Origin of the sequence: Bartonella sp. AA89HNZF, assembly GCF_042196905.1 — a bacterium.
In the GTDB taxonomy this organism is placed as follows: Bacteria; Pseudomonadota; Alphaproteobacteria; order Rhizobiales; family Rhizobiaceae; genus Bartonella.
Map to the genome: position 1 here is coordinate 116,000 of NZ_JBHIRD010000002.1, position 13,474 is coordinate 129,473.

Here is a 13,474-nt window from a genome sequence, read left to right on the forward strand (position 1 = left end):
TTATAATATTAAACTTTAAAAAATATTTACTGATTACATTTAGACAGAGACTTTAATATTATTATCAATATTTCTGTTTTTTTATTTCCTATTTTTTTAATCTTTTTCATTATTTCAAGAATGGTTAGGTTTAAGAATATTATCTTTTGTATAAGAATTTTTAGTTTATAGTTTTTGAAAAGTGATTATTTCCTTATATATCATAATTTATTGAAAAATAAGCTGATTTACTAATATAACTTACTATACTTCTAGTTTCTACTCATCATCTTGAGAAAGAGGAAGTGACGAGATTTCTGTATCAAGCGCATCCATAAAATCGATAATAAAAGCAGCATTGGTTCCCAAATCTCTTGGCAAATAACGAGAAGCAGAACGCATATCAACAAAAGTTGTATCCCCTTCATTCGTTAAACGAATAACAATATCTGAAATAAAGCCAAGGTAAAAAGTTTTGGCCATTGTTTCAATATAAAGCGCATCTTCTTCACCTTTAAACTTTTTTTGAGCTACAACAGGCCAATCATAGGCTTCTAAAACATTGAGAACAGATTCGCGAATACGGTCAGGTGATCCATCATAACGGCGCCCTGACATTTCTGGCCATTGTGAGATCTGTAATGTTGCTTGTTCAGTCAAAACACTTTTGAGCGGTAAAGCATCGCTGGGACGTATTGTGCGAAAAAAAGCCGGTGGTCTTTGTGTATCGGTAGAAATATCGTAAAGAGCTGGTAAGGTAAACCAAAGTCCAAAAAAGAGCATCAATGGTGTCGCAGTTATTAATGAATAAATGATCCCTTTTAAAGCTTTCATTCCCCCTAGAGCACCATAGACCCACAAACTATGAAGTGCTTTAATAGCCAGAAAAAGAGAAATAATTACACAGCCAGTAGAGATACCTATCAAGATTATGAAGTCGCTTACGTTAAGTACGGAAAAACGTTGTAAAATGACCGAAAATAATAAAATAAAGAAGGCTAAACCACCAAATCGAGGGGACCATACTGCTGCTCTTGAAACGAACCGAACATATCTCTTCTTCATGAAGTTTTTCCCCTCAATTGTAAACTATAAGCCAAGTTTTTTCAGAGTGCCTATCGTACAAAAAGCTTCTGCTCATAAACCAAAAATAAAGCACTTATTTTTGAGGTCAAGGATGCGTAATGTCTTATAAGTTTCCAGCGGTTATTTTAGCACTTCATTGAAGGTAAACAATATTTCTTCTATAATTTATCATGTCATTGATGCGAATTTTATGGGAATTTTTGTAAATAAAAAGAAGTAAACTCAAATAACAAGTTCTACGGTTGTTAGCAGCATATATTTTTAGAACTTTACTCTTGATTTTTCTCTTCTAATGGCGGGGAGTTTTTTCTGTCAGATAATGCGTCTCAAATAGGATATGATTATGTGCAATAGAGATTTCATTCTACCTCAATAAAAAATTGAGGGATCTACAATCAGATAAATCTGAATTCGAATATTTGATTAATAGAGAAAAAAGATAACCATTTTGATAGGCTTCCTGTATTTTGTACAGAAAGTAAGGTATTGTACAAATGAGAGGTTAGTCCGTTTTTATTCATAAAATATGCGACAGGTCGCAGATGAAAGAAAAGCTTCACTTTCTTTTTTTGCAAGGGAAGAAGGGACAAAAATACGTAAAATAACAAACCCTTCATTCAAATTTTTAGCAACCAAAACTGAATTGGCATTTTTTTTAGGTTTTGATTTTTTGAGTTCTATGATTTGTATTGGTTTTCCAATGATAAGATCAAGTGTCGCATCAGGGGCTGTTCGGTCATTAAGGCTATAGAAAATAATTCCGTCGTGTGTGTAGGCTGCTAGTGACCAAAATTGTTGTGTTTTCAAAGCTTTTAAATGAACAGGTCCATTTTCAAGATTAAATCTGCAGACTTTAAGAAGAAAGAGTGGATCAGCAGATTGCTGAATAGGATTATTGGGCGTAAAATCGACAAATTGATAAGAGGTTCCAGATTTTTTTAGTGCTGTCCATATATTATCTTGTGCCCAATAGGGGATCAGAAAGAGAACGCAAATATGAACGATAATAGCGCCAATGATTGCAAGAAGTGCGGTATAAATAAATCTAATCACAATTTATTTGTCCTGATGGAATTTGTTCTATAGAGGGCATTGTGAGCTTTTGTAATGCCGTTGCTGAGATGATTGGAGTATCGTATAAAGTAAGAATAAGCCCGAATTCTTTTTGACTAATTGTTGCAAGCCAATTACCGGTTTGCGGTGTGGGTGAAATATTGATGCGCAATGAGCCGTCATGCTCATAGATAATATTGTTAGTGTGAAGTTCAAAAGGTATTTCTTTGGATGAAGTATAGGGTTTAAGGGATTTGTCAGCTGTATAAAGGGTAAAAAGACGGGTTTCAGGGATGGTGCCTTTGAGCAAATAATGACAGTGATGATGAAGTGGACGCCCTTGGTTATCTTGCCAAATCTGGAATTGAATACCTTCAGTTCGTCCAAGTGAAACAATGCCTCGTTTGGCGGTGCGAGCGCGGGTATAAGGATCCATATTGGCGGTTCCTACTTGTGGATAAGCGCTCCATTTTCCAATTGTGAAGTGTCCAAAATGATGAAAGGAATTGAGCACATAATCGACACTCAGTTTTCCACATAAAATGGAAAAAGCGAAGATAAAAAAGAAAATGGTGATATTAAAAAACATCAGTGAATATCTTGAATTAAAAATGTTGAATCTCCAGTTGTTTTCATCTTCGAAGAAATTGCAGATGGTTTTTTCAGATCTTTGTTAATCAATCGCACGATATTTAATGTTTCAGGAGAAAGCGTAGAGGGTATTGGGGAAGGAACTTCAGAATCTACACGGGAAGAAAGTACTGGAGGCTGATAAGGAAGGAGAGAATCTTTAACACCATAGAGCTGTTTGAGCATAATATTTTGATGCGCAGCAAGCATGATACGATGCCATATCATGGCAGGAACGCCACCCCCAAAAGCACGATTCATCGGTGAAAAATTATCATTTCCCATCCATACCGCTCCCGTATAATTTCCCGTAAAGCCAACAAACCAAGCATCACGATAAGATTGTGATGTTCCAGTTTTCCCAGCGACAAGAGTCATGGGCAACGCAGCACGCTTACCAGATCCTCGTGTTGTGACACCCACCATCATTTGATTCATATAAGCTGCTGATTGTTCACTCAGAACTCGGTGTAGTTTTTTTCCGTTATGTTCGAAATCCCACACAACACGACCATCAATTGTTTTGATTTGCGTAAACCCATGACGATTACCCGCTATTCCTCCATTGGCAAAGACATTAAAGCCTGTAGCTTGATCCATGGGGGTCATGTTGGAAGTGCCAAGAACCATCGTTTTGTGTGATAAAATATGCGCGTTAATCCCCATATTTTTAATGAGATCTATGATAGGTTGGGTATCGCGGTTAAGATATTGGTAGGTGAGATAAACAGGGACTGTATTAATGGAAAAGGCTAAAGCTGTTGCTAAGTCAATTTTTCCCAGATAACGACCAGAATTATTTTTGGGTGTCCAACCTCCCCAATTGATGGGAGCATCTAGAACGATTGTTGAGGGTGATAATCCATGTTCCATTGCGGCTGCATAAACATAAGGTTTGAATGAAGAACCAGGTTGTCGACCGCCCTGTGTTGCTCTGTTAAATTGGCTCTTTTTGTAATCTAGTCCTCCAACAATTGCACATACCGCACCGTTATTATCGAGTATAACGGTGGCTGCTTGTGTTACACGATATTGTTGACCATATTGATGTAAATGATAGGCAATTGATTCTTCTGCTGCTTTTTGAATATTCGGATCAAGGGTCGTTTGAATAATTAAACTATGGCTTGGAAGTTGATTGCGCATTTTTTTGACTTCCTCGAATGCCCAATCAAGAAAATAATCAGGCTGATTATTGTCTATTTGGGGAAGGGCCCTAGCAGGGTGGCGATGCGCATTGATAATCTGGCTTTTCGTCATAAAGCCACTATTAACAAGATTAGAAAGGACGACATTGGCACGTGTTTGAGCAGCAAAGAGATGACTATGAGGGGCATATTTTGTTGGAGCTTTAAAGAGTCCTGCTAACATAGCAGATTCACTCAAAGATACATGACGGATATCTTTTCCAAAATAAAATTTTGCAGCGGCAGCAATACCAAAATTGTTTCCTCCCATATAGGCTCGGTCAAGATAAAGTTGCAAAATCTGCTTTTTGCTAAAATTTGCTTCTAGCCAAAGAGCAAGATAAGCTTCTTTGATTTTACGTGTTATGGTTCTCTCGTTTGTTAAGAATAAATTTTTAGCCAATTGTTGTGTGAGAGTTGAACCACCTTGCACCACCCCTTTAGCTTGAATATTTTGTGAAATTGCCCGTGTAAGTCCTTGAAAATCAACGCCCCAATGATCAAAAAAACGACGGTCTTCTGTGGCAAGAACGGCTTTAATAACAGTGTCAGGCATTTCTTCAACAGGGACAGAAATAGCCGGCATTGCACCACGGTGTCCAATTGGATTTCCATAGAGATCGAGAAAAAGAATGGAAAAGTTTTTAGGAGAAGACCAATCTGTTTTGGTAAGTTCAAAAACAGAAATGCCCAAAATGGTGAAAAGAGTAAATCCCATCAACCCTAATGTTAGTATTTCATCGAGAACTTCAACAATAAAACGTTTCCATCCTTGAAGATGAAAATTTTGTGAGACGATTTTTGCCTTTTTCCAGAAAAAACTGTTAGCAGAACGAATGTGATAAAGCGCTGTGTCTAATCGTGCGTCTAATTCAATGAGAGCAGGACTATGAAATGGCTTACGGTGTTGCCCTTTCTTTTTTTTAAAAAAATCAAACATTTAAAGAGAGCCTATGGCAAAGCAATACAACCAAACAAATCTACAATAAGTATATGGAGTAGAAGTATTTTTTTTCTATAGTTATAACAGAGAAAGAATTTGTTTTAGAATTATGCATTTTTTGTAAGATAGTATATTAATATTTTATTATTTTATTGAATAAATTTTATTCTCATTATTAAAAATATTTTTTTGATTTTTTAAAAATTTGGATTAATGTTAATATGTTACTTCTGTAAGATAGAGGATAAAGTTTTTCCATTTGTGACTTTTTAATCGACCAAAAAAAACCATTATTTCTTTTATCCTTTATCAAGGAAGAGAAGAGATGGGTTATTGAAATATTTATGATGAAAAAAAAATTCTTGTTTGTAATAATAGCAGCTTTTTTAGAAGCAGATTATGTTCTAGCTTCGGGGTGTGCTGAATTAGGTAAGAAGGCTGCTGCGCAAGAGAGCGGGGTTCTCGTCCGTTCAAAACCGGTTGTTCAGGATGGAAAGGACATGTGTGCAATTGTGGTTGTTGTACCAGCCCGTAATGGTGAAAAATTACGTCGTGTTGAGTTTTTTGTTCCTGCTGATTAGTTTTTGGCAGATGGTGTTGTGATGCGTATCTTAATCGTTGAAGATGATCGGAATCTTCACCATCAATTAGCAGAAGCTGTAAGACGTGCAGGATATGTTTCCGATAGTGCTTTCGATGGTGAAGAGGCTTATTTTTTAGGTAGCACAGAGTCTTACGACGCGGTGATACTTGATATAGGTTTACCGCAGATTGATGGTATTCGTGTTGTTGAAAAGTGGCGTCAAGAAGGGCTCTCCATGCCTGTTTTAATGCTAACAGCGCGAGACCGTTGGTCTGATAAGGTGCAAGGTATTGATGCTGGAGCTGACGATTATGTTGTGAAGCCATTTCATTTGGAGGAAGTGATGGCGCGCTTGCGAGCATTAATTCGTCGCACTACGGGACATGCGACGAGTGCATTATGTTGCGGAAATGTTTTGTTGGATACAAAGACGTCTCGTGTTTTTGTGGATGGTCAATTGATTAAACTAACATCTTATGAATTCAGACTGCTTTCGTATCTCATGCATCATTGTGACAGGGTCATTTCAAGAACAGAGCTTACTGAACATCTTTATGATCAGGATTTTGATAAGGACTCGAATACAGTGGAAGTCTTTGTAGGTCGGTTACGGAAAAAGCTTGGAGTGGATTTGATTGAAACTATTCGAGGAATGGGATATCGCGTGAGAACGCGAGGTGATTAATGAATGTTTTTGAAGAGAATAATTGGTATAGGAGGTTCTTTTTTGTAATTACTCGATCTCTCAGTTTACGTGTTATGATCTTATCAACATTATGGGTTGTTATTTCTCTTTTATCGATTTCTGCAGTAAGTATTTTATTTTATAAGCGTTCAACTGAACAAAGCCTAGAGCGTATCCTTTCTGCTCAACTCTACAGTCTTATTGCAACAGTGACGGTGTCATCGGAAGGTACCTTGATAGGAGGGGCTGGGATTGATGATATTCGTTATTCTGATCCAACAACAGGATGGTATTGGGAAGTTGTTTCGATATCCCATAATTTAAAAGGAAGATTGACATCTCCTTCATTGGGAACAGGTGAGATATTTACACCAAGTGATGTTGATATACCTTTTGACAATAAATTCTTTCGCTCTTATCGGATAACGGGGAACAATGGTCAAAAGCTACAAGTGATTGAGAGTGATGTTGTTCTTGATAATAAAAATCATATTGCACGTTTTCGGCTTGTTGGGAATATCGATGAAGCTCATGCCCAGGTAAAGGGATTTAAGCGAACTTTGCAAATTTTTCTTTGGAGTTTCGGTCTCGGGAGTGTTCTTATTAATATTGCTATTATTTTCTTTAGTTTTCAACCGTTAAAGCTTATTCGACGTGCATTGAATGATATTCGCGAAGGAAGAGTTCATTATGTGAATACGGATTTAGTAAGCGAAGTGATGCCGCTTGTACAAGAGATGAATGCTCTCATTAATAATAATCAGCGTATTATCGAGCGATTTCGCACACAGGTTGGTAATCTCGCGCATTCATTGAAGACGCCTCTATCCGTGATTATGAATGAGACAGATAAGATGCGCGGAGAAAAGGCTAGTTTGTTGAGAGAGCAAACGCAAATAATGCAAGCTCAAATCAATCATTATCTTCAGCGTGCGCGGATTGCAGCACAATGCGATAGTGTTGTCTATCATACGTCTGTTCGCAGTGTACTTGAACGCTTGGTGCGGGTTATGAAAAAGCTTAATCCTGAAAAACAAATTCAATTTATTATGGATGTTGATGATATTGTTTTTTCTGGAGAGAAGGAAGATTTAGAAGAAATTATAGGAAATTTGATTGAAAATGCTACTCAATGGTCTCGCGCAAAGGTTTTGATCTCTTGTTGTTTAGAAGAAAATGCTGAAGAAACAGAATATTTTAGTATCTTTGTAGAAGATGATGGTCCTGGTTTAACAGAAGACAAAATTGATGAGGCATTAAAAAGAGGGCGGCGCTTTAATGAAAGTAAACTAGGGTCAGGCTTAGGGTTAGCAATTGTTTCAGATATGGTCAGTGAATATGGAGGCAATCTCTTTTTATCACGTTCTGATTTGGGTGGGTTGTATGCAAAAGTTTTATTACCTAAGATGGGAGAATAACATATTTTCTCCTTAAGCAAGAAATGTCTATAAATTTTGTAAAGCAGTATTTTCAGACAATACATTAAAGAGTAAGGAAACATTGTTTTTAGTTTCTTTGTTTAATTGATATATATAATAGATTTTATAATATTCTCCATGAAAAAATGAATTTTTATTAATTCACATCACTCTTCTTATGAAGAGGATAAAAGGTAAGCGAGAGATTCTCTGTTGGTATTGGAAAAAAGTGATATGCTCTTATTCATTTTTGCAGCATTTTTTCTGGCTTTTCTGGCAAGTGTTCTTTTTCTTTCACTCCGTTTTGACGATAGGATAAAGAAAGAAGGAAAAGTTCAAACCATGGATGGTGATAGAAGCCATAGGCATACGATTGAGTGTAACAAGCTTTATATGCATTATAAAAAAAGGAATATTCTTAAGGCCTTAAGTGTTTTATTTGTTCTTCTCATCACATGGAGTATTTATGGGCTGACAGGTAATCCGGAAGTGAAAAGCTATTTTTTTAGCGAATTAATGGATAAAGATCCTAAAATTCTAAGTCAGCAAGAAAAGCTTGTTCGCTTACAAGTGCTGTTTTTCCGATCACCTCGTGATGGCAAGCTCGCAGATGCGTTAGCGGTAGGGTATCTTGAAGAGCGCCATTTTCAAGAGGCGGTCAATGCTTATTTAGATGCACTTCGTTTGAATGGAGAGACAGCTCCAAGGCTTGTAGGATATGGTTTAGCATTGGTTGGTTATGAAGGAGGCATGATAACGCAAGAAGCACAAAATGCTTTTCAAAAAGCAGCGGATTTAGCGCCAACAGATTTTTATCCACGTTTATTGTTGGCTGATGCATTGCATCAAGCAGGAAAAACTGCGCAGGCAGTGCAATTTTTACAAAGCTTTCTTGACACAATGCCTGAAAATTTTTCAGGACGATCACGTGTTGAAAAAATGATGATTCAGTTACGTGATTTATCGAGTGGGCCATACAAAGAAAAGGAATAGGCGTCAATTGAGATGAGAAAATAAAAGAGAAAAGCTGTTTAGGAAGATAAAAGAGGGGGCATTCTAGAAGAGAAAGGTATGTGTAGAGACGATTAAAGAACAGAAATGAAGAATGGAAAGAGCGCAATATAAGTGGTTATATATTAAATAAAAATTGGTGAAAAAAGTAAGAAAGCTATTGGTAAGCTTATTAGCAAAGGTGAGAGATTGGATAAAAAGTTGCACCTATGTAGAAGATGTGCAAAGCTCTTAAAAAATAAAATATTGATACTTAATTATAACGTATTTAAAATTTTTTCGCAGAGTGTCTATGAACAATCAATCTTTAAAAAGTTCTACTTCGTTGAAGGTTATTTTAGAGCAGCGAAAAAAAAAGCGCTTACTGATCATATTATTATGTTGTTTGGTTATGACAATTGCAGCAAGTCTCATAGTGTATGCAATGCGTCATGCGGTCAGTTTTTTTAGAATGCCCTCTGAAATTACAAGAGAAGATATTTTAACGGGGCGCCCTTTGCGTTTGGGTGGCTTTGTTGAAAAGGGAACTGTTCAATATGTTGGAGAGAGAGGCGTTGTTTTTTTTGTAACGGATAACAAAAAACATGAGAAAGTAGTTTTCAATGGTGCCTTACCGGATCTTTTTCGTGAAGGTCAGGGGGTGATCGTAGAAGGGCATTTCGATAAACAGGGCTTTTTTATTGGGATGCGTATTTTAGCAAAACATGATGAAACTTATATGCCTAAAGAAACAGCTGATCGTTTGAAAAAACATTACATTATGGAGAAATAATTCGATTGTGCTTGTCGAACTGGGTCATATTTTTTTAGCTGCAGCATTTTCAGTAAGCTTATTAGGGGCATTTTTACCTGCTTTAGGTTTTTGGTGGAGAGAGCGTTTGTTAATGCAAACAGTTGTTCCTCTAACATATATCACTTTTACATTACTGCTTTTATCTTTTTTAGTGATAATTTATGCTTATGTCGTATCTGATTTTTCTGTTTTGAACGTTGTTGAGAATTCTCATTCAGAAAAACCGATGCTCTATAAAATTACAGGTGTTTGGGGCAACCACGAAGGCTCTATGTTGTTATGGGTTTTAAGTCTTGCTTTTTTTAGTGCATTGATGGCTTTTTTTAACCAACATTTGCCAGAAGATTTTAAGACGCTTGTTTTAATTTGCCAAAGTTGGATTACAACTGCTTTTCTTTTATTTATTCTTTTTGTATCCAATCCATTTTTACGCGTAAATCCACCAGCATTGCAGGGAAATGGTCTCAATCCTCTTTTACAAGATATCGCATTAGCAATTCATCCACCGCTACTTTACTTAGGGTATGTCGGTTTTTCACTTTGTTTTTCTTTTGCCGTTGCGGCATTGATTATGGGACATGTTGATAGAATTTGGGCGCGTGGGATTCGTCCGTGGCTTTTACTTTCTTGGTGTTTTTTGACATTGGGTATTATGGTTGGCTCTTATTGGGCTTATTATGAGCTAGGATGGGGGGGCTACTGGTTTTGGGATCCTGTTGAAAATGTTTCGTTTATGCCTTGGCTTTCAGGAACAGCTCTTTTACATTCTATTCTTGTTCTCGAAAAACGAGAAATATTAAAAAGTTGGACTTTGTTTTTGGCTCTGCTAACTTTTTCTCTTTCTTTAATGGGAACTTTTCTTGTTCGTTCGGGACTTTTAGTTTCTGTTCATAGCTTTGCTATTGATCCAGCACGGGGGCAGGCAATTCTTGCACTTTTATTTTTCTTTACGGGAGCTGCTTTTCTTCTTTTTGCTTTGCGTACCCCTATTTTAAAAACAGAAAGATTTTTTCAACCAATTTCACGTGAAGGGTTTATTGTTTTAAATAACTTGTTACTGACAACAATAACAGCAACAGTATTGATTGGTACGCTTTATCCTTATTTTATTGAGATATTAACAGGGCAAAAAATTTCTGTAGGGGCTGCTTTTTTTAACCTTACCTGTGGACCGCTAATGGTTTTGCTGTTGTTGTTTGTTCCGTTTGGGACAATGATGGCATGGAAACGCGGTGATTTTCTTGCAGTTTTTGAACGGTTGTGGTTTGTTTTTGTATTGGTTGGTATCGTCTGTTTTATAATATTTTACGCGACATCTGTGCGTGATATTTTTGCAGTTTTAGGGATTGGGCTTTCAGCGTTTGTTTTTTTAGGCAGTTTAGCGGATCTATGGGGAAAGAGTGGATATGGCAAGAGAGCTTTTTCAGTACGCGTTAAGAGATTTCTTGGATTGCCATGGTCTACTTTTGGTGCAGCAATAGCACATATGGGATTAGGCGTTACATTATTTGGTATTGTTTGCGTGGCAAGTTTTGGGCAAGAACGTATTTTAATCATGAACGTAGGGGATAGGGTGACGATAGCGGATAAAACGCTTCATTTTGATGCAGTGTATGATGGTGTTGGTTCGAATTATTCGACAATGGAGTTTTATTTTAAAATATATGAAAATAAAAACATTGTAGGTCATGTAACAGCCTCAAAGCGATTTTATTCAAGCCAAAATACATCAACAACAGAAGTTGGTCTTAAAAATCATGGCTTATCACAGCTCTATATTGTACCGGGACATATTGATAATCGGGGTCTCGTTGTGCACATATGGTGGAAGCCTTATGTAATATGTATTTGGTTAGGGGCATTCATGATGGCTATGGGAGGATGTCTTTCTCTTTTGGGGTATTGGTTTCGCATTGGCATGTACAATAAGGTAGTGTTTGCTTTAAATTTTTGGAAAAGACATTGAGATGAAAAAAAAATTTTGGATTGTATTTTTTTTAATAGCAGCGTTTCCTTTTCGATTAGCAATAGCAGTAGAGCCGGATGAGATTTTAAAGGATAAGATTCTTGAAGCGCGAGCACGCCATATTTCATCGCATTTACGTTGTCCGGTTTGTCAAAATCAATCAATTGATGATTCAGATGCTGCTTTAGCACGTGATTTACGGCTTTTAATTCGGGAAAGGCTAAAAATGGGCTATAGTAATCAGCAAGTCACTGACTTTCTTGTTGAGCGATATGGTGAGTTTATTCTCTTGAAACCACCGTTGAATAAGATAACTTGGTTTTTATGGTTCTCGCCTTTGATCATTATTATCATTGGCGTAAGTATCATATTTTTCCACTTCAAACGGAATAATCATGAGTTATGTGAATGAAAAAGGACAGTCAAAAATGTCATTGCATTAAAAAAATGTTACATAAAAGAAAAAATAAGATTATCTGCAATGAGCAGACAATCTTATTGTAATTATATTAGGGAATACTGAAACCTTACAAAACTTTAATAATTTAGACAGAAAACGGTAAGGTCTGGTATTTTATAAGTGATCGGAATTGAAATAAAGGTATGATTGAATAGGAGCATAGAATAAATGGTTAAAAAGGCTTTCTTTAAAACGTTTGTCGCAGTGAGTTTTTCTGCGATATTGGAAAGTGCGCTGTTTTTTAGTGGATGTACATCAAGCTTGTGGATGACAAAGGCTCATGCAAGTTCTGTATTTACTTCGTTAATGCAACAACAGGGATTTGCCGATATTGTTGCTCAAGTGAAACCAGCCGTTGTAGCAGTACAAGTAAAGAGCAATAAAAAGAAAGAAGATAGGTTCTTTAGCAACTTTTTTAGTGGTCCAGGACTTGATCAATTACCAGATCAGCATCCTTTAAAAAGATTTTTTAAAGAGTTTTATGATTTTGATAAACCTAAAAATAAATTTCCGCACCAATCGCAGAGACTCCGTCCTGTTGCTTTTGGATCGGGTTTTTTTATTTCATCTGATGGTTACATTGTGACCAATGATCATGTGATTTCTGATGGAACAAGTTATACTGTTGTTCTTGATGATGGTACAGAATTGAATGCAAAGCTCATTGGGAAAGATCCCAAAACCGATCTTGCCGTATTAAAAGTGAATGATAAAAGAAAATTTTCTTATGTTGATTTTGGTGATGATTCAAAGCTTCGTGTTGGGGATTGGGTTGTTGCCATTGGGAATCCATTTGGTCTTGGTGGAACTGTGACAGCAGGTATTGTTTCTGCACGTGGACGTGATATTGGCACTGGTGTGTACGATGATTTTATTCAGATTGATGCTGCTGTTAATAGAGGAAACTCTGGTGGTCCAACGTTTGATCTTAATGGAAAGGTTGTTGGGGTTAATACAGCAATTTTTTCTCCTTCTGGAGGAAATGTTGGGATTGCTTTTGCTATTCCAGCAGCGACTGTAAAACAGGTTGTACAACAACTTATTGAAAAAGGTTCAGTTCAACGTGGTTGGTTAGGTGTTCAGATTCAGCCGGTAACAAAGGAGATTTCTGATTCAATAGGTTTGAAAGAAGCCAAAGGCGCTTTGGTTACTGATCCGTTAAAAGGACCGGCAGAAAAGGCTGGTATTAAAGCGGGTGATGTCATTATTTCAGTGAATAATGAAAAAGTTGCTGATGCGCGTGAGCTGGCGAAACGTATTGCAAATATTAAACCAGGAGAAATGGTAACCATAGGGATTTGGAGATCAGGTAAGGAGGAGAGCATCAAGGTTAAACTCGCTTCAATGTCTGAAGATGAAAGTAAGAAAGAGACTTCAAAATATTCAAATGGACAGAGTGATTTAGATGAAACATTGGAAGATTATGGTCTGATTGTTATGCCTTCTGATGATGGTGTAGGGGTTGTCGTAACGGATGTCGATACCGATTCAGATGCTGCAGATAAAGGGATACGCCCTGGTGATATCATTGTGACAGTAAATAATAAACCGGTTAAACGAATCTCTGATATTATTAACACAATCAAAAATGCTCAGCAGTTAGGACGAAAAGCTATACTCTTACAAGTGCGAACAAATGATCAAAATCGTTTTGTTGCTCTTCCAATTTTCAAAAAATAA

Annotated in this window: 12 protein-coding genes; 8 read left to right on the forward strand and 4 right to left on the reverse strand. The window is 36.7% G+C overall.

Features of this window, described 5'->3' with window-relative positions; genetic code table 11:
• Positions 1-258 precede the first annotated feature (258 nt).
• The 4 genes from ACFIN0_RS01475 to ACFIN0_RS01490 form a co-directional block, all read right to left on the reverse strand.
• Entirely contained in the window at positions 259-1,044 is a 786-nt protein-coding gene (locus tag ACFIN0_RS01475; RefSeq protein ID WP_375610103.1) for a DUF1499 domain-containing protein, read from the reverse strand.
• Positions 1,045-1,578: 534 nt separating this feature from the next.
• On the reverse strand, positions 1,579-2,118 hold the full coding sequence (locus tag ACFIN0_RS01480; protein WP_375687388.1) for a hypothetical protein: 540 nt from the start codon (positions 2,116-2,118) through the stop codon (positions 1,579-1,581).
• Positions 2,111-2,707 (reverse strand): DUF1214 domain-containing protein, encoded by a 597-nt coding sequence (locus ACFIN0_RS01485; RefSeq protein WP_375701767.1) that lies wholly within the window; start codon positions 2,705-2,707, stop codon positions 2,111-2,113. Before ACFIN0_RS01485 ends, ACFIN0_RS01480 begins: the two co-directional genes overlap by 8 nt.
• Entirely contained in the window at positions 2,707-4,875 is a 2,169-nt protein-coding gene (locus ACFIN0_RS01490) for a transglycosylase domain-containing protein (RefSeq protein WP_375701768.1), read from the reverse strand. The genes ACFIN0_RS01485 and ACFIN0_RS01490 overlap by 1 nt, the downstream gene beginning before the upstream one ends.
• Before the next feature lie 347 nt (positions 4,876-5,222).
• Here ACFIN0_RS01490 and ACFIN0_RS01495 point away from each other — a divergent pair, with 347 nt between their 5' ends.
• From ACFIN0_RS01495 to ACFIN0_RS01530, 8 genes are all read left to right on the forward strand, one after another.
• On the forward strand, positions 5,223-5,459 hold the full coding sequence (locus ACFIN0_RS01495; RefSeq protein WP_375606372.1) for a hypothetical protein: 237 nt from the start codon (positions 5,223-5,225) through the stop codon (positions 5,457-5,459).
• Between the two features lie 21 nt (positions 5,460-5,480).
• Positions 5,481-6,146, forward strand: coding sequence for a response regulator transcription factor (locus ACFIN0_RS01500; protein WP_375610107.1), 666 nt, complete (start codon positions 5,481-5,483; stop codon positions 6,144-6,146).
• Positions 6,146-7,564 (forward strand): ATP-binding protein, encoded by a 1,419-nt coding sequence (locus tag ACFIN0_RS01505; protein WP_375606370.1) that lies wholly within the window; start codon positions 6,146-6,148, stop codon positions 7,562-7,564. Before ACFIN0_RS01500 ends, ACFIN0_RS01505 begins: the two co-directional genes overlap by 1 nt.
• Positions 7,565-7,798: 234 nt before the next feature.
• A complete protein-coding gene (locus ACFIN0_RS01510; RefSeq protein WP_375607780.1) occupies positions 7,799-8,557 on the forward strand; it encodes a tetratricopeptide repeat protein in 759 nt (252 codons plus the stop codon).
• 310 nt (positions 8,558-8,867) lie between these two features.
• Positions 8,868-9,347, forward strand: a complete 480-nt coding sequence (ccmE, locus tag ACFIN0_RS01515) for a cytochrome c maturation protein CcmE (protein ID WP_375606368.1) — start codon at positions 8,868-8,870, stop codon at positions 9,345-9,347.
• Positions 9,348-9,354: 7 nt separating this feature from the next.
• Positions 9,355-11,334, forward strand: coding sequence for a heme lyase CcmF/NrfE family subunit (locus tag ACFIN0_RS01520; protein ID WP_375686391.1), 1,980 nt, complete (start codon positions 9,355-9,357; stop codon positions 11,332-11,334).
• A gap of 1 nt (position 11,335) precedes the next feature.
• The gene (locus ACFIN0_RS01525) at positions 11,336-11,746 is read left to right on the forward strand and encodes a cytochrome c-type biogenesis protein CcmH (RefSeq protein ID WP_375695447.1); all 411 of its coding nucleotides are present in this window, start codon (positions 11,336-11,338) and stop codon (positions 11,744-11,746) included.
• Positions 11,747-11,962: 216 nt separating this feature from the next.
• Positions 11,963-13,474, forward strand: a complete 1,512-nt coding sequence (locus ACFIN0_RS01530; protein ID WP_375606365.1) for a Do family serine endopeptidase — start codon at positions 11,963-11,965, stop codon at positions 13,472-13,474.

Coding starts and splice junctions, on each gene's coding strand:
- ACFIN0_RS01485 (WP_375701767.1), bottom strand. CDS start 2,707: ATGTTTTTTAATATCACCATTTTCTTTTTTATCTTCGCTTTTTCCATT.
- ACFIN0_RS01530 (WP_375606365.1), top strand. CDS start 11,963: ATGGTTAAAAAGGCTTTCTTTAAAACGTTTGTCGCAGTGAGTTTTTCT.
- ccmE (WP_375606368.1), top strand. CDS start 8,868: ATGAACAATCAATCTTTAAAAAGTTCTACTTCGTTGAAGGTTATTTTA.
- ACFIN0_RS01510 (WP_375607780.1), top strand. CDS start 7,799: ATGCTCTTATTCATTTTTGCAGCATTTTTTCTGGCTTTTCTGGCAAGT.
- ACFIN0_RS01495 (WP_375606372.1), top strand. CDS start 5,223: ATGATGAAAAAAAAATTCTTGTTTGTAATAATAGCAGCTTTTTTAGAA.
- ACFIN0_RS01500 (WP_375610107.1), top strand. CDS start 5,481: ATGCGTATCTTAATCGTTGAAGATGATCGGAATCTTCACCATCAATTA.
- ACFIN0_RS01475 (WP_375610103.1), bottom strand. CDS start 1,044: ATGAAGAAGAGATATGTTCGGTTCGTTTCAAGAGCAGCAGTATGGTCC.
- ACFIN0_RS01490 (WP_375701768.1), bottom strand. CDS start 4,875: ATGTTTGATTTTTTTAAAAAAAAGAAAGGGCAACACCGTAAGCCATTT.
- ACFIN0_RS01505 (WP_375606370.1), top strand. CDS start 6,146: ATGAATGTTTTTGAAGAGAATAATTGGTATAGGAGGTTCTTTTTTGTA.
- ACFIN0_RS01525 (WP_375695447.1), top strand. CDS start 11,336: ATGAAAAAAAAATTTTGGATTGTATTTTTTTTAATAGCAGCGTTTCCT.